Origin of the sequence: Duganella levis (assembly GCF_009857605.1) — a bacterium.
GTDB lineage: Bacteria > Pseudomonadota > Gammaproteobacteria > Burkholderiales > Burkholderiaceae_D > Rugamonas > Rugamonas levis.
On the sequence record NZ_WWCT01000002.1, the window covers coordinates 108,210 to 133,755 of the forward strand.

Genomic DNA, 25,546 nt, shown 5'->3' on the forward strand with positions numbered 1-25,546 from the left:
CACTGGCGTCCACCGGTTTGATCTTTTCATATTACCCAAGGACCGCTCCATGAAATCCCACGTCAAGCGACGCACTGACCCGGAACGGGCGCAGAGTCGCCGTAACCAGGTTTTGCAGGCCGCTGCCGTGTGCTTCGCGCGCAGCGGCTTCCATGGCGCCAGCATGTCCGAGATTTCGAAAGAAGCCGGCATGAGCGCGGGCCACATCTACAACTACTTCGACAACAAGGAAGCCATCATCATGGCCTTCGTCGACCTGGAGTCGGAGCATGTGGCGGCGCAGTTGCGCGAGTTGGGCGGCAAGGACGATCCGCTGCAATCGATGATCGACGAGGCGCCGCGCCACATCGACGAGAACCTCGATCCGGAGTACTTCCAGCTGCCGCTGGAGATGTTTGCCGAAGCGGCGCGCAATCCCAAGATCGCTGAAGCGATACGGGCCTCCGACGTGGTGGCCATGGCCGAGTTCCGGCCCATCATCAAGCGCGAGCGCGAACGGCGCGGCCTGCCGGTGGACGACGCGCTGCTTGACGGCCGCATCAACACCATGGTGTCGCTGTTCCACGGCCTGCCGATCCGTTCACTGCACCGTCCGGACATGGACCGCAACTCCCTTGTGGAAGGGTACCGGGTCGCCATGAAGGCGCTGCTGCTGAGCTGATTTGTCTCTTAATGTATCCTTCCGCTGCACGCGGTTGGCTGCTGTTGTACCATGCGTGATGTCCCTCTACAGCCTACAGGAGCATCATGACTTCCTACGTAATTCCCGCCCATGACATCGTCGGCCTGCCGGTCGCCGGTACTTCCGATTTGTTCCCGGTGCGCCGCGTCTACTGCGTCGGCCGCAACTACGCCGGCCACGCGCGCGAGATGGGCTCCGACCCGACCCGCGAACCGCCATTCTTCTTCTCCAAGCCGGGCGACGCCCAGGCCGTAGTGCCGGCCGCGCCGAACCGCGTGCTGGAACTGCCGTACCCGCCGCTGACCAACAACCTGCACTACGAGTGCGAACTGGTGGTCGCGCTGGGCAAGGGCGGCGCCAATATCTCGGTGGAAGATGCGGCCTCGCACATCTTCGGCTACGCCGTCGGCTTCGACATGACGCGCCGCGATCTGCAATTCAAGATGCGCGACGTCGGCCGTCCGTGGGAAATCGGCAAGGCGTTCGACTACTCGGCGCCGATCGGCCTGATCACCCGCGCCGAAGATGCGGGCGACATCAACCACGCCGCGATCCAGCTGGATGTGGATGGCGTGACCAGGCAGTCGTCGGATATTTCGGAGCTGATTTGGTCGATCAGCGAAACCATCGCCAACCTGTCGACTTATTTCACGCTGGCGCCGGGCGACTTGATCTTCAGCGGCACGCCGGAAGGTGTGGGCGCGGTGGTGCGCGGTAACGTCCTGGAAGGCAAGGTTGCCGGCCTGTCGCCGATTACCGTTAAATTGGTATAAACCGTTTATAGCAGCGCGTCGATGGCGCTCAGTGCCGTCAACGCGTTGGCCGCCAGCCCCACATCCTGCGGGCTGGCGACCTGCGGCTCACGCGGGTTAATCCGTATCATGCGGCCGTTGTAGTGGCGGATCACGGACTGGCCGAAATGGCGCACCGATGGAATCGCCACCCCGGCGCCCAGTTCAATCACCAACGGATTGCTGGCTTTGTGCAGCAGCGCGTGCAGACGCGCTTCCTGGGCGCTGGCACGCGACTCGATCCAGCCGCCGTCACCAAACATCAGGATATTCGGCCGCGCCAATTCGCCGCAGTGTGGGCAGGTGGGCGCCTGGTTCAATAGCTGGCAGTTGACCGTATCCACTTGCGGCGTGTAGCCGTCCGCCGGCCAGATATGGTCGCCGCAGGGCGACAGGCATTGCAGATGGTGGATGGAGCCGTGGCACTCTAGGATGCGTTGCGGATCGAAGCCGGCCTTCTGGAAATGGCCGTCGACATTGCTGGTGAAGACGCCGACGCCATGCGGCATGCGTTCGCCCCATCGCTTCAGCAGAGTGAAGCCGGCGTGTGGCTGCGTGTCGCGGTAGAGATTGAGCCGATGGCCGTAAAAGCCCCAGGCCAGCGCCGGATCTTCGTGAAAAGTGGCGGGCGAGGCGACGCTGGTAAATGCCATCCGCGCGCGGCCAAGGGCAGGGTAGGCCTGCCAGAAACCGTCATTGCCGCGAAAATCCGGCAAGCCCGAATCGACGCCCATGCCGGCGCCGGCCGCGACAATCAGCAGGTCGGCTTGTTGGATCAGGGCGGCGGCTTGTTCGAGATCGGCAGTATCCATGATGCCATCTTAGCTGCGCCCGGCAAACATGACAAATACTTAAACCCGCTGCTATAATAAGCCGTTCGTCGGGGCGTAGCGCAGCCTGGTAGCGTACGTGCATGGGGTGCACGGGGTCGGAGGTTCGAATCCTCTCGCCCCGACCAACAAAATCAACGACTTAGGCCAGCCAAGATGCTGGCCTTTTTCTTGTCCAAGAAAATTACCCCTACATTTACCCCTACAAATTTGTGGCCTCGCGTGATGTCCAGTGACACGGCTTGATACTTTGCGTTGTTCGTTTGCTAGCTGCATTGACCCTGTAAGTTTGACCCGTCCGCCACACCCTCGCTAACGCTGCAATGCCACGTCGATCACTCCAATTTCCCACTCAATGTCATGAGTAGGACTGTGTCTTAAACGTGGGTTAGTTTCATGTGCAATTTACGCGGCAAAGTGGGTCAGGTTTGGATGCAAATCAACACCGTCTAGAATTCCGAAACGCCAGTTGCCGCGCTGGCGTTTTTGCTATTGGCAACGGATCATATACTTCGCTAAACACAAAAATACGACAACACCAATAAATATAAACTTTACAACAAAATGCGGCTATCATGTTCCAACTTTTCCTCCTTTGGAGCAAACCATGAACAAAGTGCTGCGTCTGATCGTCGTCGTCCTGCTTGGCTTAGCAGCCGGTATGGCGCAGGCCGTCAACAATTACACCTTCTCTTACACTTGGTCCAACGGCGACGTCATCACCGGCGGCTTCAGTGGCAACGCCAGCGGCAACCTGATCAACGACCTGACGCACATTTCTTTTAGCCTCAACGGTGTGGTCGTGACCGGTCCGATCGGCAGCTCAGGCGACGAATATGGATTCTCTCCCGCAATCGCCTCGTTCGATGGCCAGCAGAACAAGCTGGTGTTCTACAACAGCGATTTCAGCAGCTTCTTCATTTCCCAGGACGCTGGCCCGGTCTACGGCCCGCCGGGCACCAACTTTTTTGGCGTGAAAGTTCAGGGCGTGGGCGACGCCTGCGACAACTACACCGGTGACGCCGGCCCGGGCTTTGTCTGCAAGGGGGCCATCGGTTCCGTGATGCGCTGGACGGTCAGCGCCGTGCCAGAACCCAGCACCGCCACGATGCTGCTGGGCGGACTCGCCGGACTTGGCGCGCTGGCCCGCCGCCGTGCGCGCAGTTGAGACCTGGCTGGTTGTTGCGGTTGTGTCGCGGCGGTTGTGAAAGCGCGGAAGTTAGCTGCCGTTCGCCAAACGTGTCGAATCCGTAACGACTCGTCTGGGAAGTGGCACGTTTGCGCATAGAACGCGCTGTCAAACCTTAATTATAGTGCTCGCTGCAATTCGGTCGAGCTGCCATTGTGCGACGGCGCCCGAATCCCATGCAACCGCGTGCGGTCCGATGTGGATTGGTGCCGGAAATGTCCCTGCCTTCACGGCGCGCAGGACGGTGCTGCGCGACAGGCCGGTGGCAGCGAGCACCGCTGGCAGACGGATGAACGTTTTCATTTCATTCATATTCATGGCTTCATCTCCTTTGCCAGCGCCGCGCATTTCTGCCAAAGCTGCCAGCTGTAGTTGGTGTATCGAGTGAGGTAGTTGCCGGCGCCGTCGACGGTGAATGCGCGGTCTGGCCAGCCGATGTCGCGCGCGGCTACCTCGAACAGTGCGCGCTCGCGCGCCGGCGTGCGCCAAGCGTCCAGCCGCGCAGCCGTTACCTTGAGCCAGAACGCCTCGCACTCCAGGCGAGCCACTCGTTCGCGCAGCGTGGCATTCTCCTTGGCCTGTTGCGCCAGCTCCTTCACCAGTCGCTCGTGCGGCCAGGTCGTCAGCATCTCGTTGAGGCTCATCCGGCACCGCCTTCCGCCGCACGCCGAGCACGCTCAGCCCACACGCGCCGGCCGAACTCGATCTGGTCGAGCGTGATATTGCCGTCCAGACCGGCCAGTCAGTCCTTGTACCAGGCGCGCTCTTGCTGCGTGGTCGGCGCCGATTGCTGGCGCCGCGGATCATCTTGCGCGGCTGATCACGTCGTCCAGGTCTTGCCTGGTGTATCTGGTTAAAATGCGCCGCAGGATCACGTCCACGGTCGCGTTGTAAAGCCGTTCAAATTCGATTTCGTCCATCACAGCGAAGGAAATGCTCTTCGCCTCGAGCCGGACTTCGCTTCGGATGTTCACCGTCGACTCGTAAAAGCCGGCGAGGATGATCAGATCCTCGCGGAAGCGCTCTTTGTTCTTCGCCACCGGCATGCCCTGGCGTCTTCGGTCTCCAGCGAGTCGAAGCGGATTTCCAGCCCTTGGGCGAGCAACCATGCTTTGTAGGCTTGATGTCTTCATCGAAATCGGGCAGGCCCGGGCACGACAGTCGATCACATCCGTATTGATGTGCTCGGTGACGTTCGGTGAATCAGAAATCTGAGCGAGAACTCGGACAACGGATCGTCAAGGCATGCCATGTAGTAAAAAAGCAACATGGTAATTATTTAGCAGTTTTAGCATGTCATTTGTAGTAGTTTTGATGATGTTTTTGCAATGCACTCGATTGACTTTAATGTATCGATAAACCAAAAGGATTCTTATTATGAATTGGAACATTAAACAAATTTTTAGCAGCGCCGCCGTGGCCGCGTCGCTTCTGTTTGTCGGAGCGGCTGACGCAACGACATTAAGTTTCGTGGTCACTGGGGATTACTCGGCGTCGTGGACCATGGACTCGCAGCCGACTCCAATCTCGGCGTATGACGGCAACAGCTTTGTATTGTTGATGGGCGGGAATTATGCCTACTCTCCGTCCTATCATGCCTTCATTACTTTTCGGAATGACATTTGGGGCGGCGGCCTCAGCATAGAAGGCGACAGTGGGTACGGTTTCCCTTTACTCCTTCTGAACACCTATAGCCCAAGCCCTCAGCTTTACTCTGGTACGGAAGGCGCACCGGTGTTCGCGACTGGAGCATATGCCTTGACCGGTTACAGCAAGCCCAATGTCTATTGGGGCAATTTCACTTTGACTATTTCAGCTGTGCCTGAGGTCGAAACCTATGCGATGCTTATCGCTGGCTTGAGCGTTGTCGGTGTAGCCGCGCGCCGCCGCAAGAAGCCCGCATAATCTGCCCGAAAAGCATAGGCCGCCTCGAGGACGGCTTTTTCGTAAGCTTGTTTTTAGTAAATTTAACCGGCAGGCAGTCAGAACTGTAGATCCGTGGTGTGCATGGGCAGCATTGCAGGCCGCCAGTCGATCTCATCCGTATTGATGTGCCTGACGATGTTGGTAGTATCGAAGTGCGCGAAGCTGCGCGAGAAGCCGCCGATGCGCGGCGAGACTAGGATGATGGGGAGGGGAGGAAAGTTGCGCTGAGCGGCGGCGATTAGGCGCGTGCCTGGTGCGGGATAGGTCTGATCTGGCTCAACCAGAATGGCGGCAAGCCTCATGTGATTGATGAGGAGTACGGCGGAAGAATATTGCATGTAGGCATTATGCCTTATTTCCAAATCAGCGCTCATGCCTCTAGGGGGGGATTGGTATGCGGGCAAGCTGTACGCGAAACACTGAGTGGATTTTCAGCGACATATCTTCATTACAAGTTTGAAATGTTCGCGTTCAGCGACGAGCAAACTATCTTTTGAAAAGCTTGAGGATTACTGCTTTGGTCATGATTTATTTGGCAGAATTTCCTTACGTCCGAATATTGTGAAATTGCATCATATGATGCCGAAAGGAACTAGCGTGATACCAGGATAATTAGGATTGCAATACAACAAATAAGAATTGCATAATGATATCTCAAGTTGTTTTTCTGAAATGAAATCAAATAAAAGGGGTATCCTATGAAACGCTACATGAAGCGCTGCCTGGCTCTTTCCATCTCCGCAATGCTGCTGTCGACCGCCGCGTCGGCGGCACCGACCCCAACCTTCAACATCACCCCAGGCGATGCTCCAAGTTTCACTGCGAATTATGGCAATTCGTTCAGCAAGTTGGACTACAACCACACGTTCGATGACAAGTTCTATTTCGCCATCAATCGGAAATTCACATCGAGCGCCGACCTCACTGCCTCCTATCTGGGCAAGAGCTTCGACCTGAGCATTACCGCACTGCAGCTGGTGAGCTACAACCCGGCAACACATGCTGTCATCCACACCTATGGCGGTAGTAATGACACCCTTCCAAACTCCAAGAAGGACGAGTGGTCGTTTGACCTGGGACCCCTGGCATCTGGCTCGTACTACATGGAAGTAAAAGGCAAAGTGCTGGGCACTTCTGGTGGTAGCTACGGCGGCACGCTCAACGTCGCTGCCGTGCCTGAGCCTGAGACTTATGGCATGTTGCTGGCTGGCCTGGGACTGTTGGGGGCGGTGGCTCGTCGGCGCCCGAAGCAGGCATAAGCTCCCGCACTTCTAGAGGCCGCCTGAGGGCGGTTTTTTATTGGATGGCCGCAGTCCGCGTCGGTGTGCGAGATGCTGCGGAGACGCGGCCTCCACAGGACAGTCGTGCTCATGGTGCTTGGTAGGCTGGCGCGGTCGACACCAAAACCGCTGCGAAGCGCAAGCGCGGGATGTGAAGGAAGAGGGCGCGAACTAGAATCCGGCGCTGTAGCGCGTCAGCTTGATCGGCTTGTCTGCAAAGTGATCGAGAGGGAAGTCGGTGACCTCGGCCAATTCACCAATATGCATTGCTACCCCAAACTTGGATAGTGCGCTGCGAACCATCTGCCTCGCCTCATATGCATCTGCGGCATGGGTGTGCGCTACCAACAGCGCCAGATTCATGGAGGCATCTTGATAAACGACGGCCCTGTACACTTGCATTGATTAACTTATAATTTCCATATCGGCAATGTCAGATTATAACCAAGTGCGCTCAATCGTTTTGTGGGTTGCCGCGCATCTCTAACCCGTTCGGGCTTGCGCACCTTTATCAAGAGACATTGGATCGAGCGAGTCGTGTTTCTCCGCTTGAGATTTAAGCGCATCGCCCGGCTCTTGCCGCAGTAACCATTTGCCCCCAGCGATCTCAGCGGGGCGCTCATCAAGCTTGCCACCGAGATTGACGCCGAAGCTATAGCGCATGGCTGGGTTACGCAATGAAAGACGTTCCAGTGCCTCAAAAATCAAGCGCAAGTCCAGCTCGTTCGAGCTATCAGCCAGACTGCGTTCGAGGCGAGCCACCAGCTCGGCGTTCGCGCTGCGTTTGGATTTGCCAGCTTCGGTCTTCAACTTCTCGAAGAGCGATATCGGCATGCGGAATTGGCTGCGGTAAATATCGGACATGCCACTATATTGTCACTTACCGCACAAACTGGCTAGTGACTGAAATTATGGAAATAGTGACAAACTGGATTAATAGTCAAAAATTCGCCGCTCCACTTGGACGAAGGTCGGAATGCCAGCAAGCTAGGAGCTGATGGCCATCGACGGACTTCGCCGGCGAGTGCACATCCTGGCCAGCCTTGTTCACGTAGTGGTTGTGCGTCTGTAGATTAGATGCTATTGGTTCGGCATACCCGCTGCGTCACAGTCGCGGGCTTCGGTCCGCTTCCACAGGGCATAGTTGTAATCATCTTTCGCTCGCAGGAAAGAGGCGGACACCGTCCCTGCGTGTACGCATATATCGATCGGGGTGCCCGAGGCTTTTGCAATGTTGTATTGGTCTACCATATCGCGAGCTACCTGAACTCGAATCTTACCCATATCCTTACCAGCTTGATTTTCCAGCCCGCCCCCGAAATAGAACCAAATGATCCCAATTGTGAAAATGCCACCGATGGTCACTGATGCGGTGTTTGTTTTATTCTTCGGGGCGACGCACTGCGGGCAGGTCTTGGCTTCGCTACTAATTTGGGCGCCACACTCGTGGCATGCTTGTAACGCCATTTTTATCTACTTCCTCTTGGCATCTGAGCGTGCCGTATCGCATAGATAGAAGTATATTAAAAATTGTTAATTGGAAATCTAACGAATTGTCACGATGCTATGACCAAGGTCTCGCAAATAGCCTTCCAGTGATCTTCGAAGACTTCGCGGACGACCGTTGGGTGATCTTGCCGTGCGCATCAGTTGGCGCGGGCAATTGTTATTGATAATTCACCCGATCTAGTGTGGGTTCGTCACGGCCCGAGGTAGCTTCGGCGCATCGTCTCCGGATTTTGTCGAGCATTGCTGGCCCCACTCCCTTGAATGCAAGCAGGTCTTTGTCGTTTGCGGCAGAAATTCTATCTGGCGTATCCAGTGCAACATCCCACATCGCATGCTGGGTCAGGTGCGGAAGGCCCGGAATCATTGATAGAAACGTCGGAAAAAAATACCCACAAATTGCTTCCTTATAGTGACCTTCGGGGCTCAAGACAAAAAAATAGCCCCGAAGGGCCATTTATGCGGAACGTCTTATGCTTGTCGGCGACGGCGAGCGATGACGCCAAGCAAGGCAAAGCCACCAAGCAGCATGGCATAGGTTTCTGGCTCTGGGACGGCGGTGATATTCGCGGTATAGGTTATGTTGGGAACGTAATAATTACTCCACGAGTTACTCAGCCCAAGTGGGTTGACACCGCTGGTGTTCAAATATACGAAGTCCCCTTGCAAGCCACCATTGCCGGTCGAGCCTAGCATCCTGACTCCTTGCACCGGGGATGCAACATCAGCAATTGTCAAGTAGGCGATGTAATTGATATTCGCTTGCAGTGCCAAATTAATTCCTGAAGCGCCCAGCGATTGCTCACCGCCGGCGTACGAGATTGGCGAGCTAACGTAGAGTGCGGGCCCGACTGCCTTACTGCCATCCCAAGCTGCAATGGTTAGGGCGAGATTGCCGCTGGTGCCAGAAAGTGCATAAAAAGTGAAGTCGCGCAGGAAGCCGCCGGGTGATGCAAAAGTCTCGCCGTAGCTCGTTGTATCGGGATATCCGAAGGTGGTAATTGCAGTGGTTGCGCTATCTAAATTTGAATAAGTTGTGGCGCTCGAATGCAGGGAGGTGAAGATAGTGGATGCTATCAGTGCGATTTTTGCAATGCTATAACGGTTCATATTATCCCCTAGTTTTGATGTAAAAAACACTACAAAATTTAGTATACGATAATTTATTTAGTTGTTAAATTTATATTTTCTATTTGCAAAGTAGTGGCAGACATGCTTGTAATCGAAACCGGCAGCGGACTCCCTGATGCTGAGAGCCAGGCCAGCGTTGCTGTCGCTGATGCGCGTTACGCTGGGTGTTGCGGGCTGGGCATGTCCGGTCGTCTGCTTGTCGTGAGCCAAGAAAAAATTGAAGTCGTCGGTGCAGCAGTTGGGTAACCAGTTTCCAGCGGCGCAGCCGATGTCCTGGTGCGCCGGTCAAGTCTTGCCACGATGGCCAGAAGCAGTGGGAGGATGTGTTGCACGCCGATCCGGCGATTGATTTCCGTCCGATCTGAAGCCGGATGAGGTCGACCGGTCGAGGTCGACTTCATCATGACAGGCATGTATAATTTGTCTACCCACTGGGGAGTAGCCTGCTTCCGCCCTGGAAGCGTTCGCGTCAACATACTCGGCAAGACTGCCGTGGTGCGAACAACCGATCAGGTTTGGCAAGACCATTGGCGTGCCGTACGCTCTGTCGGGCCGTGCTGCATGCCTTTCGTCGTGCCCGACCAGGAAGCTACATGAACTTCGCAGCCACCGCCGCCTTATCCCTGGCCATGTCCACGGATGCTTTTGCCGTCGCCATCAGCAAGGGCGCTTCGATCCAGAAACCTACTTTGCGCCAAGCGCTGCGCATTGGCTTGATCTTCGGTGTGATCGAGGGCCTGACGCCGATCATCGGCTGGCTGCTGGGCCAGGCGGCGGCGCCGTATGTTGAGGCCTGGGACCACTGGATTGCCTTTGGCCTGCTGGTGGCGCTCGGCGCAAAGATGATCCATGAAAGCTTTGACAAGGCGGACGGCGACGATCAGAAGAGTGCGGATCAGTCGGCCTGGGTGCTGGCCATCACCGGTCTCGCCACCAGCATTGATGCGATGGCGGTCGGCGCCAGTCTGGCGCTGATCGGCGTGAATATTTACGCGACCGCTGCCGCCATCGGCTTCAGCACCTTTGTCATGGTGACCATCGGGATCATGGTCGGCCGCGCGCTGGGAGCGGTCATTGGCAAGCGCGCTGAGCTTATCGGCGGCGTGGTGCTGATCATCATCGGCAGCGTTATTTTGTACGAGCACATCGGTTAAGCCGGGCCCTGGTCAGCCGTTATCGGCTATCATATTTCCTCCACTAAATATGAGGTTCGACATGGCAGATTGGGATTGGAATAGCGCGTCGGCGCGGGAGTCGCTGGTGCTGCCGCGCGTGGATGCGCTGGCGATCTACGCAAATAACAACGGCGAAATCGTGCTGCGGCAGCAGGGCATGGATGGGCAGGAGGACAGCATCATCATCATCCCCAAGAGTCAGGCGCAGGAAGTGATCGACGCCATGTCGGCCATGCTGGGTGATAAATAAAGGCAGGCTGCATCAGCCGGAAGTAAATAGCTTCAGCAGCGATGGAAGTAATTGGCCAAGGATAATCGCGCTCATCACCCACATGATGATGGACGATTTGCTTTCAGCGATCAGTGCCTTTAATTCGGCGATATCCGCCTTGGTCGCACTGTTAGCCTTGAGGAAGGCGATATCGACTTTAATGGATACAACGTCGTCTTCCAGCCGTTCGATGCGCGCCTCGGTATTCATGCGCCAATGGTAGGCCTCCGGCCTTTCCTCGTCAAATTTCATGGACATAATGTGCTCCCCGGTTGAAAGCCCAGTGCTTCCGCCTTGGCGATGGTAATCGCCTGCGGTAGCGGGAAGCTGAGGACTGTCAATGGAAACAGCGGTTCGTAGTTGACCTGCCCGCAGTCCGGACTGCCAGGCGCGCACACGCGCACGCGGACGAACCGGATGCAGCTGGCGCCGTAGGGATTGGCCGCGCACTGGATGCGCGCGCGCGCCGGACAGGCCGGCAGGCTGGCGGCCGGCATCTCGGTCAGGCTCATGCTGCCGTTGGCGGCGCGCGTCAGCGACAGGTAATCGATGCGGATATGTGAGTCGGTTATCGGCGTCCCCAGCACCAGCGGCCCCGGCGTGTCGCGCAGCACGGCCGCCTGGCGGATCTGCGCCATCACCGCCGGATCGCTGAAGTCGCTGACGGCGGCGGCGGCGGCGGCGCGGCGCGTGGCTTCCTGCAGCGTGTGCAGCAGGTACAGCGCACGCGCCATTTCGATGACGAAGAACAGCGCGCCCAGGAATACCGGCACGCACAGGGCGAATTCGGCGGCGGTGGCGCCGCGCTGGCGGTCAGTTGCCCACATAGCGCATGCTTTGCGTTGCCACGATGGTTTGATCGGCCACTTCCGGCGCATAGTCGATCAGATCGTTGTGCACTTTGATCTGCACGCCGACCGTGACCGTGGACGGCACGCTCAGGCCGCCGCACTCGAGGCCGTCGCAGGTCACCGACATCGCCATCTTGTACGGGTTGAGCACACTCAGCTCCTGCTGCGCAATCGCCTTGGTCACGGCCACTTCATAACCAGCCAGGTCGCTATTCTGCATGTTGAGGATGCTGGCGCTGGCCATGTAGCGCACCGCGTCGTGCGTGGCTTTCTGCGCCACTTCGTAGTTGTACAGCACGCGGCCGTAGAACAGCAGCATGGCCACCACCGGAAACAAGAAGCCCAGCGTCAGCGCCAATTCCAGCGCCACCGCGCCGCGTTGTCTGCGTGCCGGCTTCATGGCAGCAACTCCACCGTGCCGCCCAGCGTCGACAGCGGCGCGGTCCCGGCAAATTCCGCGCTCAGACTGGTGCTGGTGGCGGGCATGGTCATGAAGAAGCGGCCGACGCCCAACACATTGGCGCTGGTGATGGCGCCGGCCGCCACCGGGCAGGCCAGCAGCGCCACATTGAGCACGCGCCGCTTGGCCAGCCCCGGCTGGTGGTCGACGGCGGGGGCGAGGAAGGTGGCGCCGGCCAGCTGGATATACGGTGTGGAGGTCGACGACGACCCTGGATAGCCGGCGGAGGACGCCGGCGGATTCGGCGCGTACAGCTTGAGCCAGGCGCTGGTGGCGAAACCGCCATAACCGGCGGCCGGTTCCACCGGCTGCGCGCTGTAGGCGCTGTAGGGGACGGCACGTGCATACGCCCACAGCGGTCCGTACTGCGATGCGGTGTTGCTGGCGTCCCCCGGCAAGGGATCGGCGCGGGTCCACAGCTTGCCGCCGCTGGTCCAGCTGGCGGCGGTTTGCGTGCTGGCGGCCGGCACCATCCAGGTGATGGCGGCTTTGTCGTAGGACTTGATGTTGCTGTCCGGCGGAGCGCCTTCCGCCGTGCACGCGTGGTCGGCGTAGTCGTCAAAGCGCGAGTTCAGATGGTGGTACAGGTCGGCCAGCGGAAAGCCGCGCTTCAGCGTCAGCGTGCCGCCGGTGATGGTCGGCAGCGGCAACTGGCCGGCGCACACGAAGGGGCCGACCACGTCGCTGGCGAAATGGCTCGCGACGCCGGTGACGCCGGGCGGGGCCAGCGGATCGATCAGGAAATTTTCCGGCGTGACGCCGCTGGCATTCAGGTTCATCAGGTCATAGCCGACGCCGCGCCGGAAGCCGTATTCCACCAGTTCGTTATAACTGGAACTGCCGGTGACATTGACCCGCGACGCCGCCGGCGCCGTCGACTGCGCGCAGATCGCCAGCGGCGTCAGCAGCGTCGACATGCGGCCGGCCACCGCGCGCGCCGCCGTGGTGGCGCTGCTCGGGCCGTTGTCGGCCACGCGGATGAACACGGTCGACACCAGGCCGATATCGGCCCGCAGCGCGCGCGTGTCGACCTTGGCGAACATGATGCTGGCCGGCGCGGCCTCGGCGGTGGTCTCGTCGAGCCAGCTGGCGTCCGGCGTGGCGGCCGAGGCGGCGAAGCGCAGCGCGTTGCCGCTCCAGGTGATGAGCCGGCGGTTGTACTGGTAGCGGAAGCTGGCGGCCGTGTCGGCGGCGGCGATTGCCGCATTGGCGACGCCGTCAGCGGTGCCGTTCAGTTCGCGCGCGGCGGCCAGGGCGGTGGCGTCCGCCAGCGCCTGCAGTTCGGCCTTGCGGTTGTACAGCATGGCCAGGTCCAGCGCCATGCCCACCATGGCCAGCATGCCCAGCGCCATGGCGCAGCAGATGACTGCGATCACGCCCCGCTGGCGGGGCAGGCTGGTGGGACGCATGCGCTTCTCCTGTCGGTGCTTGCACTCTGCGATTTTATCCAACAGGAAATATTGGAAATTGATGCGGCGCAAGGTGGGGATATTCGGCTTTCCGTTGACACTCAAAATCATTGGATGCTATATTTGGCTCTGGACTGGGAACGTTTCCAATTTTGTTTGGCGCACTGTTCGTCTCTTCGCCCCGCGAAGTTGCCGGCGCCTCAGGCGGCGCCGGCTTTTTTGCCGCCGGAAGACGGTAGTATTAGGTTTATATAAAAAAATACACGGAGACTGGATGACCAAGCAAAGTAGGGGCGCGACGCGCATTGCATGGGTGTTGCTGGCCATGTTGGCTTTCGCCGCCGGCAAATCCGACGCGGCCGCGGCTGCCGCGCCCAGGGCCGAAGTCATGCATTGGTGGACCTCCAGCAGCGAGTCGGCCGCCGTGCGCAAGTTCGCCGACGCCTATCGCGCCGCCGGCGGCGTCTGGGGCGATACCGCGATTGCCGGCGCCGACCAGGCCAAGGCGGTGGCGATCAACCGCATCGTCGGCGGCAATCCGCCCACCGCTGCGCAATTCAACACCACCAAACAATTCCGCGACCTGATTGACCAGGGCTCGCTCAACAACGTCGACGACATCGCCATCCGCGACCGCTGGGACCAGCTGATGCCGCAGCCGATCCTGGACGTGATCAAGGTCAAGGGCCACTTCTACGCGGTGCCGGTGGACATTCATATGTCGACCTGGATCTGGTATTCGAAAGCCGCGTTCAAGAAGGCCGGCATTGCGAAAGAGCCGGCCACGCCGGACGAACTGTTCGCCGCGCTGGACAAGCTGAAAGCCGCCGGCCTGGTCGGCCTGGCGCACGGCGGCCAGCCGTGGCAGGAGAACATCCTGTTCCAGGCCATGCTGGCCAATGTCGGCGGCCGCGAGCTGTACCTGCAAGTGCTGCGCGACCGCTCGCCGAAGGCCATCAATTCCGACGCCTTCAAGAAAGTGCTGCTGGCCTTCAAGCGCCTGCAAGGCTATGTCGATACTGGTTCGCCCAACCGCAACTGGAACGACGCCACCGCGATGCTGATCAGCGGCAAGGCCGGCGTGCAGATCATGGGCGACTGGGCCAAGGGCGAATTCGCTTCCGCGCGCCAGACCGCCGGCAAGGACTTCGGCTGCATTCCCGGCCTGGGCGCCAACGTGCCGTACCTGATCCAGGGCGACGCCTTCGTCTTCCCCAAGACCAGCAATCCGGAAGCGGTGCGGGCGCAGAAGCTGCTGGCCACCACCATGCTCACGCCGGGCGCGCAGCTGGAGTTCAACAAGATCAAGGGTGCGCTGCCGATCCTCAGCAATGTCGACACGTCGAGCATGGACGTGTGCGCGCAAGCCGGTATGGCGATCCTGAAGGACAAGACGCGCGCGGTTGGCATGATCGAGGTGTTTTTGACGCCGGACCAGAACGGCGCCTTGCAGGATGTGCTGACCACGTACTGGAATACCCGCATGCCGGTGGAGAAGGCGCAGAAGGGAATTGTCTCTGCATTGCAGGATTGATCAGAGGCATAGCCTGCTTGTCATGCTTGAGGGTGTGGGTTATCCTTGCCGCCGCATAGACTAAAGGGATAAGGGAAATTCGTGGCAACCATCAAGGACGTAGCCCGGCTGGCGGGTGTGGGGTTGGGCACCGCCTCGCGTGTTATCAGCGGCAAGGGCTCGGTATCGCAATCCACGCAGGATAAGGTACGCAAGGCCATCGAAGAACTGGAATTCCGTCCGTCGCACGCGGCGCGTTCGCTGTTGTCGGGCTCCTCGCAAATGATCGGGGTGTACATCCCCTACCTGGCGGGGACGTTCTATACGCCCATTTTGCAGTCGATTTACACAGCTTTACGTGAGGCGGGTTTGAACATGGTGGTGGCGTTCGGCGTCGGTGACGGCGATGCGCGCAACCAAGCCATTGATGGCCTGAATTTTTTGATTGAGCGTGGCAGCGATGGCCTGATCGTCATGAGCACGGCGATGGAAGAGGAAGACTTTGCGGCACTGGGGCCATTCCAGTCGCGGGTGGTGGTGATCAACCAGGACTTGCCGAGCATGGCGCCGCAGTGCTTCACGGTCGATCACGACGCCGGCGGGCGGCTGGCGGCGCGCACCTTGCTGGCACAGGGCCACCGCAAGATCGCGGTGATCGCCGGCCGCGCGGCGGCAGCCGATAATCAGCAGCGTATCGCCGGGTTCATGGCGGAGCTGGAGGCGGTGGGCATCGACACCAGCACGGTGTGGATGGCCGACGGCGAGTTCACGCCGGAAGGCGGCTTTGCCCGCGCCGATGAATTGCTGAAGTCCGGTGCGGAGTTCACGGCGGTGTTTTGCGCCAATGATGAAATGGCGGTGGGAGCGTTGTCGCTGTTCCAGAAGCAGGGCGTCCAGGTGCCGGAGCAGGTGTCGGTACTGAGCTACGATGATACGCACAGCGCGGAGTTCACCGCGCCGCAGCTGACCAGCGTGCATATCCCGTGGAGCGAGATGACCTTGAACGGGCTGAATTATTTGCTCAACCACTGCTACGGCCTGAAACGGCCGGTCACGCGGGAATATCAGCTGCACGTGACTGAAAGGGCTTCGCTGACGGCGCTGAAGCAGTAAAACGGCGTAAATAAAAGGAGCATGCGCTAGCCGCTTGCTCTTTTTTTACAGTATATTGGAAACGATTCCATATTGAATGGAACAGGGGGAGACAAGATGCTGATAAAACGATTACTTAAAACGGCCGGATTGGCGGCGTGGCTGCTGGCCAGCGCAGTGCATGTGCCGACTCAGGCGCAGACCACTGCGCTGCCGATGCTGCACACGGAAGGCACCAAATGGCTGGCGGCGGACGGCACGCAGCCGGCGCTGCGGGGCATCAATCTGGGCAATTACCTGATCCAGGAATTCTGGATGATGGGGCAGGAAACCAAGGCGGTCGACGACCAGTGCAAGCTGGAAGCGGTGCTCGACAAGCGCTTCGGCTACGAAGAGCGCCAGCGCCTGTACACGCTGTTCCGCGACAACTGGATCAAGCAGCGCGACTGGGACATGCTGCCCAAGATGAATCTGAACCTGGTGCGCCTGCCGTTCATCTACAGCGTGGTGGAGGACGAGAAGAACCCGCGCCACCTGCGCGCCGACGCCTGGAATTATCTGGACAACGCCATCGACCAGGCCGAGAAGCGCGGCATCTACGTGATCCTCGACCTGCACGGCGCCGTCGGCAGCCAGGGTTGGGAGCACCACAGCGGCTGCGTGGGCCAGAACAAATACTGGGACACGCCGGAATACCAGGAGCGCACCATCTGGCTGTGGCAGCAGATCGCCGCGCGCTACAAGGACCGCAGCGCGGTGGCCGGCTACAGCATCCTGAACGAACCATGGGGCACCACGCCGGAGAACCTGGCGGTGGTGATGGGCACCTTGTACAAGGCGATTCGCGAGGTCGATCAAAACCATGTGATCATCCTGCCCGGCCATAACAAGGGCATCGACGCCTACGGCAAACCATCCGAGCATGGCATGAGCAACGTCGCCTTCGAGATGCATCCGTATCCCGGCCACTTCGGCTGGGGCAAGCCGGGACTGGCCGTGCACAAAGATTGGCTGCAATGCACGGGCGAAGGTGACAACGTTTGCAAATGGAAGACCAAGCTCGATGCGCTGGACACCGCGTTCTTCGTCGGCGAGTTCCAGCCGTGGGCCTTCATGGGCGCCGAGAACGGCGGCCAGGTCATGCGCGTCACCTATGACACCTACGTCGCCAATGGCTGGGCCAGCACCGCGTGGGCCTACAAGCGCCTGTCCAACAAGGGCGGGCAGGGCGTAGGCACCTGGGGCCTGGTGGCCAACGCGCCCGGCGCCAGCATTCCCCAACTCGATTTCAACAAGGCCTCACTGGCCGAGATTGAAAACCTATTCCGCCTGTTTGGCAGCGTGCCGTATCAACCGCAGCAAACCGCCATCAAATGGATGAACGCTCCTGTTCCACCTACACCTTTCGCTAAAAAATAATATGACCATGATTACGCGTACCGACTTTGCCAGCGACTTCCTGTGGGGCGTCTCCACATCGGCCTATCAGATCGAGGGCGCCGCCGCCGTCGATGGCCGCGTCCCATCGATCTGGGACACCTTCAGCGAGACGCCGGGCAAAATCCGCGACGGCGCTACCGGCGCCGTGGCCTGCGACCACTATCACCGCTGGGAAGAAGATCTCGACCTGGCGCAGTCGATGGGCCTCAACTCCTACCGCTTCTCGATTGCGTGGACGCGCATCTTCAACGGCGTCAATGCGGAGCCGAACGCCAAAGGGCTGGAGTTCTATTCCAAACTGGTGGACGGCATGCTGGCGCGCGGTTTGCAGCCCTGGTGCACGCTGTATCACTGGGATCTGCCGCAGTACCTGCAAGACCAGGGCGGCTGGAACAACCGCGCCACCATCGACGCCTATCTGCACTACGTCGATGTGATCACCAAGCATCTGGGTAGCCGCATCAAGCACTGGATCACGCACAACGAGCCATGGTGCACGGCCATGCACGGCAACTGGGACGGCATGCACGCGCCGGGCAACAAGAACCTGCCGCTGGCGCTGCAGGTCTGCCACAACGTGCTGGTGTCGCATGGCCGCGCCGTGCCGCTGATCCGCGCCAATGCGCCGGGCGCGCAAATCGGCATCGCATTAAGCCTGCATCCGATCAAGGCCGGTAGCGACAGCGCGGCCGATCTGGCGGCGGTATCGCGCCACGACGCGCTGCGCAACCGCTGGTTCCTCGATGTGCTGTATGGCCGCGGCTATCCTGCCGAAGCGCTGGCGCTGGTGGGCGCGGACGCGCCGGTCGTGGAAGCGGGCGACCTGGACGCCATCGCCGTGCCGTGCGATTTTCTCGGCGTGAATTACTACTTCCCGGAAGTGGTGGTCGATGCGCCGGATGAATATCCGCTGCGCACCCGCATCATCCATCCGGAAGGCCGCCAACGCACCGACTTTGGCTGGGAAGTCTCGCCGGAAGGTCTGATCTCGCTGCTGGAGCGCGTGGCGCGCGATTATCCGACCGGCGACTTGTACGTGACCGAAAACGGCTCGTCCTACGACGACCATCTGAACGCCGACGGCACAGTGACCGACACCGCCCGCCGCGATTACCTGATCCGCCACCTGACCGCGATGCGCGATGCGATTAGCGCAGGCGGCAATATCAAAGGCTATTTCGCATGGAGCCTGCTGGATAACTTTGAATGGGCGGAAGGCTATCTGCGTCGCTTCGGCCTGACCTACATCGACTACCCGACGCAGCGCCGCATCGTCAAACAAAGCGGCGAATGGTACAGCGCCTTCGTGCGCGGCCAGAACTCATAATCACAACGGAGACAATACGTAATGAAGACCACGACCAATCACATTCTGCGTCGCGCCGTGCTGGCGGCAACGCTGGCCTTGGGGGCCAATGTCATCGCCGCACCGGCCGCCAAGCCGCTGGCCGACTGGCCGCACATCACCAGCCCGGTCAAGCAGGACGCCCGCATGGAAGCGCGCATCAAGCAGATCGTCGCCGGCATGACGCTGGCGCAGAAGATCGGCCAGATGACGCAGCCGGAAATCAAATTCAGCACGCCGGAAGACATCCGCAAATACTATATCGGCTCCGTGCTGAATGGCGGCGGCAGCTGGCCGCAAGGGAACAAGCACGCCAGCGCCGCCGACTGGGTCAAGCTGGCAGACGCCTACTACGATGCGTCGGTCAGCACCGACATGAAGGTGCAGATCCCGGTCATCTGGGGCATCGACGCCATGCACGGCAATTCGAATATGTACGGCGCCACGCTGTTCCCGCATAACATCGGCCTGGGCGCCGCGCGCGATCCGAAACTGGTAGAGGCGATGGCGAAGACCGTCGCCAAAGCGGTGCGCGCCACCGGCATCGACTGGGTGTTTGCGCCTACGCTGGCCGTGGTGCGCGATGATCGTTGGGGACGCACGTATGAGAGCTTCTCGGAAGATCCTGCCATCGTCAAATCGTATGCCGGCGTGTACGTCAAAGGCCTGCAAGGCGATCTGAAATCCGACAACACCGTGGTGGCGACCGCCAAGCACTTCGTCGGTGACGGCGGCACGGCGGAAGGCAAGGACCGTGGCGTCAACCAGTCCACCATGTCGGAGATGATCAACATCCATGCGCAGGGTTACTACCCGGCGCTGGCGGCCGGCGTGCAGACCGTGATGGCGTCCTTCAACAGCTGGAACGATGTCAAGGGCGGCACCGATCACGGCAAGATGCACGGCAGCCGCGAGCTGCTGACCGTTGCGCTGAAAGAGAAGATGGGCTTCGACGGCCTGGTGGTCAGCGATTGGAACGCGATCACCGAAGTGCCAGGCTGCGCGGAAGACAGCTGCGCCGCCTCGATCAACGCCGGCGTCGATATGGTGATGGTGCCGGAGAAGTGGAAGACCTTCATCGCCAACACTATCGCGCAAGTGGAGAAAGGCGAGATTCCGATGTCGCGCATCGACGACGCCGTGACCCGTATCCTGCGCGTGAAACTGCGCGCCGGTCTGTTCGACGGCAAGAAGCCTTCGCAGAATATCTACGCCGGCAAGCAGGAAGCGCTGCAGGACCGCGCGCTGGCGCGCCAGGCGGTGCGTGAATCGCTGGTGCTGCTGAAGAATAACGGTAACGTGCTGCCGCTGGTACGCGGCAAGAAGATCCTCGTGGTCGGCAAGAGCGCCGACAACATGGCCAACCAGTCCGGCGGCTGGTCGCTGACCTGGCAGGGCACCGACAACAAGAACAGCGACTATCCAGTCAGCGACACCATCCTGACCGGCATCAAGGAAGCGGCGGGCGAAGCCAATGTCACCTACAGCGAAAAAGCCGCCGACGTTGATGTCAGCAAGTTCGATGCGGTGATCGCGGTGATCGGCGAAACGCCGTATGCCGAGGGCGATGGCGACATCGGCCCGGCCGGCACGCTGCGTTTGTCGGGCCGCCATCCAGAAGACCTGGCGGTGCTGCAAGCCGTATCGGGCAAGGGCAAGCCGGTGGTGACGCTGCTGGTGACCGGCCGTCCGCTCTACACCAACGACATCATCAACCTGTCGGACAGCGTGGTGGCCGCGTGGCTGCCGGGCACCGAGGGCAAGGGCGTGTCGGATGTGCTGTTCCGCAAAGCGAACGGCAAGGTCAATGCGGACTTCCGCGGCAAGCTGTCGTTCTCGTGGCCGAAGTCGGCCTGCCAGTCGCCGCTGAACGTCGGCGACGCGAATTACGATCCGCTCTTTAAATACGGCTATGGCCTGAACTATGCCAGCAAGGCCACCGTGGCGCAGCTGGACACCAGCTATCCGGAAGGCGGCTGCGGCAAGTCGCTGGCGGTGCCGGTGTACAATCCGACCGACCGTTCGACCTATGCGCTGTATGTCAGCAGCGGCGGCCAGCGCGTGGCGTTGGGTGCGGATCTGAACGCGGTGTTCAACCTGCCGGCCGTAAAAGTGGAGACGGCGCAGATCAATACCCAGCAGGACGCCAAGCGCCTGACCTGGAGCGGTCCGGCCAAGCTGGAAGCGCAGGCGAACAAGGCGATCAAGCTGCCGGCCTACGCCAGCACCGACGGCGCGCTGCAATTTGATACTATCGTGTCGGCTGCGCCGCAGGGCAAGGTCAACATCGGTATCGAAACAGTGGAACTGGACGCCAGCGCTGTATTCCAGCAGCTGGCGGGCAAGGGCAAGCAGACGGTGAAAATCCCGCTGACCTGCTTTAGCGCCAAAGGCTTACCGCTGGCGGCATTCAGTACGCCGTTCAGCGTGTCCGCCGATGCGCCGTTTGCAGCGACCTTCGCCAACATCCAGATCGTTGGCGGCGCCGCCAAGGACAAGGATGCGCTGGCGTGCGGCGCATTCAAATAAATAAAACAAGGAGAAAGTAAAAGTATGGAACACTATTCGCAAGCTGCCCCGGTAGCATCCGGGCAGCCGAAGGGGGAGCACCAGACGGGCAGCTACACCGGTCCGCTGGTCATCGTCACCATCCTGTTTTTCATGTGGGGTCTGCTGACGTCCCTGAATGACGTGCTGATTCCCCACCTGAAGGCGGTCTACACGCTGACCTATGTGCAGGCGATGCTGGTGCAGTTCTGCTTCTTCGGCGCGTACTTCATCGTGTCGCTGCCGGCGGGGATGCTGATCAAGAAGATCGGCTACCAGAACGGCGCCGTGGCTGGCCTGACGATTGCTGCTGCCGGTTGCGCGCTGTTCTATCCAGCGGCCACCAGCGGCTACACGCTGTTCCTGATCGCCTTCTTCGTGCTGGCGGGCGGCATCACCATTTTGCAGGTGGCGGCCAATCCATACGTGGCGGTGCTGGGCGATCCGCGCACCGCATCCAGCCGCCTGACGTTGACCCAGGCGTTCAACTCGCTGGGCACCACCGTGGCGCCGTTCCTGGGCGGGATGCTGATCCTGGCCGGCGGCGTTCTCAGTTCGTCCGACCTGGCGAAGTTCAGCGCCGACCAGCTGGCGGCTTACAACGCTGCGCAGGCTACCGCCGTGCAAGGTCCATATCTGGCGCTGGCTGCCGCGCTGCTGCTGTTGGCGATCCTGTTCGCGCTGGCGCGCCTGCCGAAGATTGCCGACGCAGAGGCGGCGCCGGGCGAAGCGCAAGGCACGTTTGCCGATGTGCTCAAGCACCGTCACCTGGCGCTGGGCGCGGTGGCGATCTTCCTGTACGTCGGTGGTGAAGTCAGCATCGGCAGCTTCCTGATCAACTTCCTCGGCGAACCGCACGTGGCCGGCCTGACGGCGGCCGAAGCGTCGCACTACGTTGGCTACTACTGGATGGGCGCGATGATCGGCCGCTTCATCGGCTTCGTCGTGATGCAGAAGGTCAGTCCGGGCAAGGCGCTGGCGTTCAATGCGGCGGCGGTGATTGTGCTGGTGCTGACGGCGATCTTCAGCCAGGGCGACGTGGCCAAGTGGTCGATCGTGACGGTGGGCCTGTTCAACTCCATCATGTTCCCGACCATCTTCTCGATGGCGCTGAACAAACTGGGTCCGCTGACCGGCCAGGGGTCGGGCGTGTTGTGCATGGCGATTGTGGGCGGCGCGCTGGTGCCGTTCGCGCAAGGCTTGCTGGCCGATCACCTCAGTTTGCAGGTGTCGTTCTTCGTGCCGGCCGCGTGCTACCTGTTCATCCTGTACTTCGGTCTGAAGTACGCCAATATGTACAACGAAAAATAGGCTTTTCTTGTTCGATGCCGTTGCGATTTAGGTAAGCACTACTAATCGCGGCGGTTTTTGATCGCGCGCATGTGCCCCGGTTGTTTTGATTGCCTAGACTCGGCTCATTACAACTGAGGGAGTGTGCATCATGACTAAAGCGTATTTGATCGGCAGCGGCATCGGTTCCTTGGCCGCTGCGGCCTTCATGATTCGCGACGCCGGCGTGGCCGGCAGCGACATCACCATCTTCGAAGCGCTGCCGCTCGCCGGCGGCAGTCTCGATGGCGGCGGCAACCCGGATAGCGGCTACACGCTGCGCGGCGGCCGCATGCTCACCACCGACAACTATGAGTGCACCTGGGATCTGTTCAAGAGCATCCCGTCGCTGGAGCATCCCGGCCAGACGGTGTACGACGAAACCATCACCTTCAATGAGCTGCACAAGTCGCACTCGCGCGCGCGGCTTGTGGACCGCAACCGCTTCAAGGTCGATGTCACGTCGATGGGCTTTTCCATGCAGGACCGGCTGGAGCTGGTGAATTTGGAGGAGGCCGATGAAAAACACCTGGGCGACAGCGCCATTACTGACTGGCTGTCGCCGGAATTCTTCGAGACCAAATTCTGGTATATGTGGGCGACCACCTTTGCCTTCCAGCCGTGGCATAGCGCGGTGGAGTTCAAGCGCTACCTGCGCCGCTTCATGATGGAGTTCTCGCGCATCGAGACGCTGGCGGGCGTCAAGCGCACCGTCTACAACCAATACGATTCGTTTGTGCGGCCGTTGCAGCATTGGTTGCAGCAGCAGGGCGTGCAGGTGGTGTTCGGCGCCAGGGTTGACGATCTGTCGTTGAGCGACGATGCCTCGACGGTCACCGCGATCCGCTATGTGCGCGATGGCGAAGCCCAAACCATTCAAGTGGCGCCGGGCGATCTGGTGTTCTTCCAGAATGGTTCGATGACCGATGCGTCGAGCTACGGCACGATGCACAGCGCGCCGCCCAAGCTGGACAAGCGCGATAGCCAGGGCTGGGCGTTGTGGGAGAAGCTGGCGCAGGGACGGCCGCAGTTCGGCAATCCGGCCGCGTTCAATTCCAGCATTCCGGAATCGTGGTGGGAGTCGTTCACCGTCACGCTGAAAGACGCGGCGTTCTTCGACCGCATGGAGAAGTTTAGCGGCAACGTGGCCGGCACCGGCGGGCTGGTGACCTTTAAGGATTCCAACTGGTTCATGTCGGTGGTGCTGGCGCATCAGCCGCACTTTGCCGGACAGCCGGAGGGCGTGCAGGTGTTCTGGGGTTATGGCCTGCATCCGGACCGCATCGGCAACTTCGTCGCCAAGCCGATGGCTGAATGCAGCGGCGAAGAGATCCTGCGCGAGTTGTGCGGCCATCTGAATTTCGACTACGACGAAGTGATGTCGAGCGCTAACTGCATCCCGTGCCGCATGCCCTACATCACCAGCATGTTCATGCCGCGCCAGTACAGCGACCGTCCACTACCGGTGCCGGCGGGTTCGCGCAACCTGGCGTTTGTCAGCCAGTTCGTTGAGGTGGCGGAGGATGTGGTGTTCACCGTCGAATACTCGGTGCGCGCAGCGCAGACAGCGGTCTACCAGCTGCTGAACGTGCAACGCGAAGTCCCCCGCGTCACGCCGCACGACGAGTCGCTGAAGGTGAAATTTGACGCGGTGATCAAGGCCTTCAAATAATTACGCCAAGACCCCGATCAGTTTCTGCATCGGGGGCAGCGGAATCAATGCCTCAGGCTCGTCGATTTCCAGCACCACATCGTTGTACGCGACGGGCCGCAGATGCTCGACTTCCGTGGTATCGGAAAGTCGCGCTTCATCAAGCAATTGCTGCAGCGATGCGGCATCCATCTGATTGAGTTTGGCAAGCAGCGCGCCATACTTCCTGACGTCAGCTTCGTTGGCCGCTATACGCTCCGCAGGGCGTATAGCCAAGTTCATGCAGCCGAGCACGGCAAATGTGGCCAGTAGCCATGCCGATTGCGCCGGTAGTTGCGCCGCGAGGGTCGCTACTGCACTACTGCCTGCGAGCAAGCTCATAAAGGTGAGCAAGGTCTGAATGCGGCGATAAAAGCGCGCCGTGCGTTGGCACAATCGCTGCGCGTAGCGGAAATTAAAGTAGAGCTCTTCCTTGTCTTCATCCATGATCAGCTCCCTTCTTCGGTGGCTGCGGCGTGGCAGGCATTGTATGCCTTTCCGCGCCTTCTTGATGGGCGCACGATTCCCATCATGGCCTCGCTATTTGAGGCCGCTTTGCGGTGGATCAGAAGGGAAATGCTGCGCCATCGGCTGGGTGGCCGATGGCGCGAGAGGCGCGCTTACAGGAAGCGGTCGATGATTTTTTTGCTGTGCTTGTCCAGATCGCGCAGGTCGCGGATCAGGTAGTGGATGCCGTGGATGTCGGAGATCAGCAGCGTGTCGATGGTCAGGCGGCGGATGTCTTCTTCGCCACGCAGCACGAACTCGGTGTCGCCGCGGTCGGTCTTCACCGACCAGGTGCACGGCGTGGCGTAGCTGGTCACGCTGTTGATGCGCGAAATCTCCGGCATGAATTCGCGGCCGCTCAATTCCTCGCTCACCAGCGCGCCGATGGCCGGCGGCAGGTCGCTGATCACATCGATCCACGCCACTTCCTTGCCATCGGTGTTAAGCAGCGAGATGCCGTCTTCCGGCGCCTGCACCGGGAATGCGCGCACCGGCGATACGCCTTCGTGCACCACGCCTTCGGTGGTGGTCAGCACCAGCCGGCCGAAGGAATTGCGGGTCAGTTCAAATGTCGTCGTCATA

29 protein-coding genes, 1 tRNA gene and 1 riboswitch are annotated in these 25,546 nt (G+C 60.1%); of the genes, 15 read left to right on the forward strand and 15 right to left on the reverse strand.

Going from position 1 to position 25,546, the window contains the following annotated elements; translation table 11 throughout:
* Window positions 1–49 precede the first annotated feature (49 nt).
* Window positions 50–661 carry a TetR/AcrR family transcriptional regulator gene (locus GTP69_RS03415; protein ID WP_161053573.1) on the forward strand — a complete coding sequence of 204 codons (612 nt, stop codon included), beginning with the start codon at window positions 50–52 and terminating at the stop codon, window positions 659–661.
* A gap of 86 nt (window positions 662–747) precedes the next feature.
* Window positions 748–1,455, forward strand: coding sequence for a fumarylacetoacetate hydrolase family protein (locus GTP69_RS03420; protein ID WP_161053574.1), 708 nt, complete (start codon window positions 748–750; stop codon window positions 1,453–1,455).
* Between the two features lie 5 nt (window positions 1,456–1,460).
* On the opposite strand, the gene GTP69_RS03425 is transcribed toward GTP69_RS03420, so the two are convergent.
* Window positions 1,461–2,285 (reverse strand): SIR2 family NAD-dependent protein deacylase, encoded by an 825-nt coding sequence (locus GTP69_RS03425; protein ID WP_161053575.1) that lies wholly within the window; start codon window positions 2,283–2,285, stop codon window positions 1,461–1,463.
* Window positions 2,286–2,354: 69 nt separating this feature from the next.
* On the opposite strand from GTP69_RS03425, the gene GTP69_RS03430 reads away from it, so the two are divergent.
* Together GTP69_RS03430 and GTP69_RS03435 are read left to right on the forward strand one after the other, a co-directional pair.
* Window positions 2,355–2,431 (forward strand) — tRNA-Pro (locus tag GTP69_RS03430).
* Window positions 2,432–2,910: 479 nt separating this feature from the next.
* Complete coding sequence (locus GTP69_RS03435; protein WP_229260800.1) at window positions 2,911–3,471, forward strand: PEP-CTERM sorting domain-containing protein; 561 nt, start codon at window positions 2,911–2,913, stop codon at window positions 3,469–3,471.
* A gap of 129 nt (window positions 3,472–3,600) precedes the next feature.
* On the opposite strand, the gene GTP69_RS03440 is transcribed toward GTP69_RS03435, so the two are convergent.
* The 3 genes from GTP69_RS03440 to GTP69_RS03450 form a co-directional block, all read right to left on the reverse strand.
* Window positions 3,601–3,810 (reverse strand): helix-turn-helix transcriptional regulator, encoded by a 210-nt coding sequence (locus GTP69_RS03440; protein ID WP_229260801.1) that lies wholly within the window; start codon window positions 3,808–3,810, stop codon window positions 3,601–3,603.
* Entirely contained in the window at window positions 3,807–4,136 is a 330-nt protein-coding gene (locus tag GTP69_RS03445; protein WP_161053576.1) for a hypothetical protein, read from the reverse strand. The genes GTP69_RS03440 and GTP69_RS03445 overlap by 4 nt, the downstream gene beginning before the upstream one ends.
* A gap of 159 nt (window positions 4,137–4,295) precedes the next feature.
* Window positions 4,296–4,625, reverse strand: a complete 330-nt coding sequence (locus GTP69_RS03450) for a DUF1367 family protein (RefSeq protein WP_161053577.1) — start codon at window positions 4,623–4,625, stop codon at window positions 4,296–4,298.
* 244 nt (window positions 4,626–4,869) lie between these two features.
* Between GTP69_RS03450 and GTP69_RS31250 the strand changes: the two genes are divergently transcribed.
* Window positions 4,870–5,397, forward strand: coding sequence for a hypothetical protein (locus GTP69_RS31250; RefSeq protein ID WP_161053578.1), 528 nt, complete (start codon window positions 4,870–4,872; stop codon window positions 5,395–5,397).
* 77 nt (window positions 5,398–5,474) lie between these two features.
* Here the strand turns inward: GTP69_RS31250 and GTP69_RS03460 are convergent, their stop codons facing one another.
* Window positions 5,475–5,792, reverse strand: coding sequence for a hypothetical protein (locus GTP69_RS03460; protein WP_161053579.1), 318 nt, complete (start codon window positions 5,790–5,792; stop codon window positions 5,475–5,477).
* Window positions 5,793–6,116: 324 nt separating this feature from the next.
* On the opposite strand from GTP69_RS03460, the gene GTP69_RS03465 reads away from it, so the two are divergent.
* Window positions 6,117–6,677, forward strand: a complete 561-nt coding sequence (locus GTP69_RS03465) for an FxDxF family PEP-CTERM protein (RefSeq protein WP_202424286.1) — start codon at window positions 6,117–6,119, stop codon at window positions 6,675–6,677.
* A gap of 192 nt (window positions 6,678–6,869) precedes the next feature.
* Here GTP69_RS03465 and GTP69_RS03470 read toward each other — a convergent pair whose 3' ends face one another.
* From GTP69_RS03470 to GTP69_RS31255, 4 genes are all read right to left on the reverse strand, one after another.
* Window positions 6,870–7,061, reverse strand: a complete 192-nt coding sequence (locus GTP69_RS03470) for a hypothetical protein (RefSeq protein ID WP_161053580.1) — start codon at window positions 7,059–7,061, stop codon at window positions 6,870–6,872.
* 120 nt (window positions 7,062–7,181) lie between these two features.
* Window positions 7,182–7,562, reverse strand: a complete 381-nt coding sequence (locus GTP69_RS03475; RefSeq protein WP_161053581.1) for an Arc family DNA-binding protein — start codon at window positions 7,560–7,562, stop codon at window positions 7,182–7,184.
* Window positions 7,563–7,778: 216 nt separating this feature from the next.
* On the reverse strand, window positions 7,779–8,165 hold the full coding sequence (locus tag GTP69_RS03485; RefSeq protein WP_161053583.1) for a hypothetical protein: 387 nt from the start codon (window positions 8,163–8,165) through the stop codon (window positions 7,779–7,781).
* 510 nt (window positions 8,166–8,675) lie between these two features.
* Window positions 8,676–9,314: a PEP-CTERM sorting domain-containing protein gene (locus GTP69_RS31255; RefSeq protein ID WP_229260802.1), complete on the reverse strand. Its 639-nt coding sequence runs from the start codon at window positions 9,312–9,314 to the stop codon at window positions 8,676–8,678.
* Between the two features lie 442 nt (window positions 9,315–9,756).
* A riboswitch (yybP-ykoY riboswitch) is annotated at window positions 9,757–9,922 on the forward strand.
* A gap of 6 nt (window positions 9,923–9,928) precedes the next feature.
* On the opposite strand from GTP69_RS31255, the gene GTP69_RS03495 reads away from it, so the two are divergent.
* A complete protein-coding gene (locus GTP69_RS03495; RefSeq protein ID WP_161053584.1) occupies window positions 9,929–10,489 on the forward strand; it encodes a manganese efflux pump MntP in 561 nt (186 codons plus the stop codon).
* Between the two features lie 61 nt (window positions 10,490–10,550).
* Window positions 10,551–10,760 carry a hypothetical protein gene (locus GTP69_RS03500; protein ID WP_110849141.1) on the forward strand — a complete coding sequence of 70 codons (210 nt, stop codon included), beginning with the start codon at window positions 10,551–10,553 and terminating at the stop codon, window positions 10,758–10,760.
* Window positions 10,761–10,772: 12 nt separating this feature from the next.
* Here GTP69_RS03500 and GTP69_RS03505 read toward each other — a convergent pair whose 3' ends face one another.
* Genes GTP69_RS03505 through GTP69_RS03520 form a run of 4 tightly spaced genes read right to left on the reverse strand, consistent with a single transcriptional unit; the run spans window position 10,773 to window position 13,501 of the window.
* Window positions 10,773–11,039 carry a hypothetical protein gene (locus tag GTP69_RS03505; protein ID WP_161053585.1) on the reverse strand — a complete coding sequence of 89 codons (267 nt, stop codon included), beginning with the start codon at window positions 11,037–11,039 and terminating at the stop codon, window positions 10,773–10,775.
* Window positions 11,030–11,608: a TadE/TadG family type IV pilus assembly protein gene (locus tag GTP69_RS03510; RefSeq protein WP_161053586.1), complete on the reverse strand. Its 579-nt coding sequence runs from the start codon at window positions 11,606–11,608 to the stop codon at window positions 11,030–11,032. The genes GTP69_RS03505 and GTP69_RS03510 overlap by 10 nt, the downstream gene beginning before the upstream one ends.
* On the reverse strand, window positions 11,595–12,032 hold the full coding sequence (locus GTP69_RS03515) for a TadE/TadG family type IV pilus assembly protein (protein ID WP_161053587.1): 438 nt from the start codon (window positions 12,030–12,032) through the stop codon (window positions 11,595–11,597). Before GTP69_RS03515 ends, GTP69_RS03510 begins: the two co-directional genes overlap by 14 nt.
* A complete protein-coding gene (locus tag GTP69_RS03520; protein WP_161053588.1) occupies window positions 12,029–13,501 on the reverse strand; it encodes a pilus assembly protein TadG-related protein in 1,473 nt (490 codons plus the stop codon). The genes GTP69_RS03515 and GTP69_RS03520 overlap by 4 nt, the downstream gene beginning before the upstream one ends.
* Before the next feature lie 274 nt (window positions 13,502–13,775).
* Here GTP69_RS03520 and GTP69_RS03525 point away from each other — a divergent pair, with 274 nt between their 5' ends.
* The 7 genes from GTP69_RS03525 to GTP69_RS03555 all read left to right on the forward strand — a co-directional run bounded on the left by GTP69_RS03525 (window position 13,776) and on the right by GTP69_RS03555 (window position 24,439).
* Window positions 13,776–15,035, forward strand: a complete 1,260-nt coding sequence (locus tag GTP69_RS03525) for an ABC transporter substrate-binding protein (protein ID WP_161053589.1) — start codon at window positions 13,776–13,778, stop codon at window positions 15,033–15,035.
* An 81-nt stretch (window positions 15,036–15,116) separates the two neighbouring features.
* The gene (locus GTP69_RS03530; protein WP_161053590.1) at window positions 15,117–16,127 is read left to right on the forward strand and encodes a LacI family DNA-binding transcriptional regulator; all 1,011 of its coding nucleotides are present in this window, start codon (window positions 15,117–15,119) and stop codon (window positions 16,125–16,127) included.
* A 96-nt stretch (window positions 16,128–16,223) separates the two neighbouring features.
* A complete protein-coding gene (locus tag GTP69_RS03535; protein ID WP_161053591.1) occupies window positions 16,224–17,525 on the forward strand; it encodes a glycoside hydrolase family 5 protein in 1,302 nt (433 codons plus the stop codon).
* Between the two features lies 1 nt (window position 17,526).
* Window positions 17,527–18,873, forward strand: a complete 1,347-nt coding sequence (locus tag GTP69_RS03540) for a GH1 family beta-glucosidase (RefSeq protein ID WP_161053592.1) — start codon at window positions 17,527–17,529, stop codon at window positions 18,871–18,873.
* A gap of 21 nt (window positions 18,874–18,894) precedes the next feature.
* Entirely contained in the window at window positions 18,895–21,420 is a 2,526-nt protein-coding gene (locus GTP69_RS03545) for a glycoside hydrolase family 3 protein (protein ID WP_161053593.1), read from the forward strand.
* 24 nt (window positions 21,421–21,444) lie between these two features.
* Complete coding sequence (locus tag GTP69_RS03550) at window positions 21,445–22,749, forward strand: sugar MFS transporter (RefSeq protein ID WP_161053594.1); 1,305 nt, start codon at window positions 21,445–21,447, stop codon at window positions 22,747–22,749.
* Window positions 22,750–22,879: 130 nt separating this feature from the next.
* Window positions 22,880–24,439 carry an oleate hydratase gene (locus tag GTP69_RS03555; RefSeq protein ID WP_161053595.1) on the forward strand — a complete coding sequence of 520 codons (1,560 nt, stop codon included), beginning with the start codon at window positions 22,880–22,882 and terminating at the stop codon, window positions 24,437–24,439.
* On the opposite strand, the gene GTP69_RS03560 is transcribed toward GTP69_RS03555, so the two are convergent.
* Together GTP69_RS03560 and GTP69_RS03565 are read right to left on the reverse strand one after the other, a co-directional pair.
* Window positions 24,440–24,904, reverse strand: coding sequence for a hypothetical protein (locus GTP69_RS03560; RefSeq protein ID WP_161053596.1), 465 nt, complete (start codon window positions 24,902–24,904; stop codon window positions 24,440–24,442).
* A 173-nt stretch (window positions 24,905–25,077) separates the two neighbouring features.
* Window positions 25,078–25,545 carry a cyanophycin metabolism-associated DUF1854 family protein gene (locus GTP69_RS03565; RefSeq protein WP_161053597.1) on the reverse strand — a complete coding sequence of 156 codons (468 nt, stop codon included), beginning with the start codon at window positions 25,543–25,545 and terminating at the stop codon, window positions 25,078–25,080.
* Window position 25,546 lies beyond the last annotated feature (1 nt).

Coding starts and splice junctions, on each gene's coding strand:
- GTP69_RS03415 (WP_161053573.1), top strand. CDS start 50: ATGAAATCCCACGTCAAGCGACGCACTGACCCGGAACGGGCGCAGAGT.
- GTP69_RS03420 (WP_161053574.1), top strand. CDS start 748: ATGACTTCCTACGTAATTCCCGCCCATGACATCGTCGGCCTGCCGGTC.
- GTP69_RS03425 (WP_161053575.1), bottom strand. CDS start 2,285: ATGGATACTGCCGATCTCGAACAAGCCGCCGCCCTGATCCAACAAGCC.
- GTP69_RS03435 (WP_229260800.1), top strand. CDS start 2,911: ATGAACAAAGTGCTGCGTCTGATCGTCGTCGTCCTGCTTGGCTTAGCA.
- GTP69_RS03440 (WP_229260801.1), bottom strand. CDS start 3,810: ATGAATATGAATGAAATGAAAACGTTCATCCGTCTGCCAGCGGTGCTC.
- GTP69_RS03445 (WP_161053576.1), bottom strand. CDS start 4,136: ATGAGCCTCAACGAGATGCTGACGACCTGGCCGCACGAGCGACTGGTG.
- GTP69_RS03450 (WP_161053577.1), bottom strand. CDS start 4,625: ATGAAGACATCAAGCCTACAAAGCATGGTTGCTCGCCCAAGGGCTGGA.
- GTP69_RS31250 (WP_161053578.1), top strand. CDS start 4,870: ATGAATTGGAACATTAAACAAATTTTTAGCAGCGCCGCCGTGGCCGCG.
- GTP69_RS03460 (WP_161053579.1), bottom strand. CDS start 5,792: ATGAGCGCTGATTTGGAAATAAGGCATAATGCCTACATGCAATATTCT.
- GTP69_RS03465 (WP_202424286.1), top strand. CDS start 6,117: ATGAAACGCTACATGAAGCGCTGCCTGGCTCTTTCCATCTCCGCAATG.
- GTP69_RS03470 (WP_161053580.1), bottom strand. CDS start 7,061: ATGAATCTGGCGCTGTTGGTAGCGCACACCCATGCCGCAGATGCATAT.
- GTP69_RS03475 (WP_161053581.1), bottom strand. CDS start 7,562: ATGTCCGATATTTACCGCAGCCAATTCCGCATGCCGATATCGCTCTTC.
- GTP69_RS03485 (WP_161053583.1), bottom strand. CDS start 8,165: ATGGCGTTACAAGCATGCCACGAGTGTGGCGCCCAAATTAGTAGCGAA.
- GTP69_RS31255 (WP_229260802.1), bottom strand. CDS start 9,314: ATGAACCGTTATAGCATTGCAAAAATCGCACTGATAGCATCCACTATC.
- GTP69_RS03495 (WP_161053584.1), top strand. CDS start 9,929: ATGAACTTCGCAGCCACCGCCGCCTTATCCCTGGCCATGTCCACGGAT.
- GTP69_RS03500 (WP_110849141.1), top strand. CDS start 10,551: ATGGCAGATTGGGATTGGAATAGCGCGTCGGCGCGGGAGTCGCTGGTG.
- GTP69_RS03505 (WP_161053585.1), bottom strand. CDS start 11,039: ATGTCCATGAAATTTGACGAGGAAAGGCCGGAGGCCTACCATTGGCGC.
- GTP69_RS03510 (WP_161053586.1), bottom strand. CDS start 11,608: ATGTGGGCAACTGACCGCCAGCGCGGCGCCACCGCCGCCGAATTCGCC.
- GTP69_RS03515 (WP_161053587.1), bottom strand. CDS start 12,032: ATGAAGCCGGCACGCAGACAACGCGGCGCGGTGGCGCTGGAATTGGCG.
- GTP69_RS03520 (WP_161053588.1), bottom strand. CDS start 13,501: ATGCGTCCCACCAGCCTGCCCCGCCAGCGGGGCGTGATCGCAGTCATC.
- GTP69_RS03525 (WP_161053589.1), top strand. CDS start 13,776: ATGACCAAGCAAAGTAGGGGCGCGACGCGCATTGCATGGGTGTTGCTG.
- GTP69_RS03535 (WP_161053591.1), top strand. CDS start 16,224: ATGCTGATAAAACGATTACTTAAAACGGCCGGATTGGCGGCGTGGCTG.
- GTP69_RS03540 (WP_161053592.1), top strand. CDS start 17,527: ATGACCATGATTACGCGTACCGACTTTGCCAGCGACTTCCTGTGGGGC.
- GTP69_RS03545 (WP_161053593.1), top strand. CDS start 18,895: ATGAAGACCACGACCAATCACATTCTGCGTCGCGCCGTGCTGGCGGCA.
- GTP69_RS03550 (WP_161053594.1), top strand. CDS start 21,445: ATGGAACACTATTCGCAAGCTGCCCCGGTAGCATCCGGGCAGCCGAAG.
- GTP69_RS03555 (WP_161053595.1), top strand. CDS start 22,880: ATGACTAAAGCGTATTTGATCGGCAGCGGCATCGGTTCCTTGGCCGCT.
- GTP69_RS03560 (WP_161053596.1), bottom strand. CDS start 24,904: ATGGATGAAGACAAGGAAGAGCTCTACTTTAATTTCCGCTACGCGCAG.
- GTP69_RS03565 (WP_161053597.1), bottom strand. CDS start 25,545: ATGACGACGACATTTGAACTGACCCGCAATTCCTTCGGCCGGCTGGTG.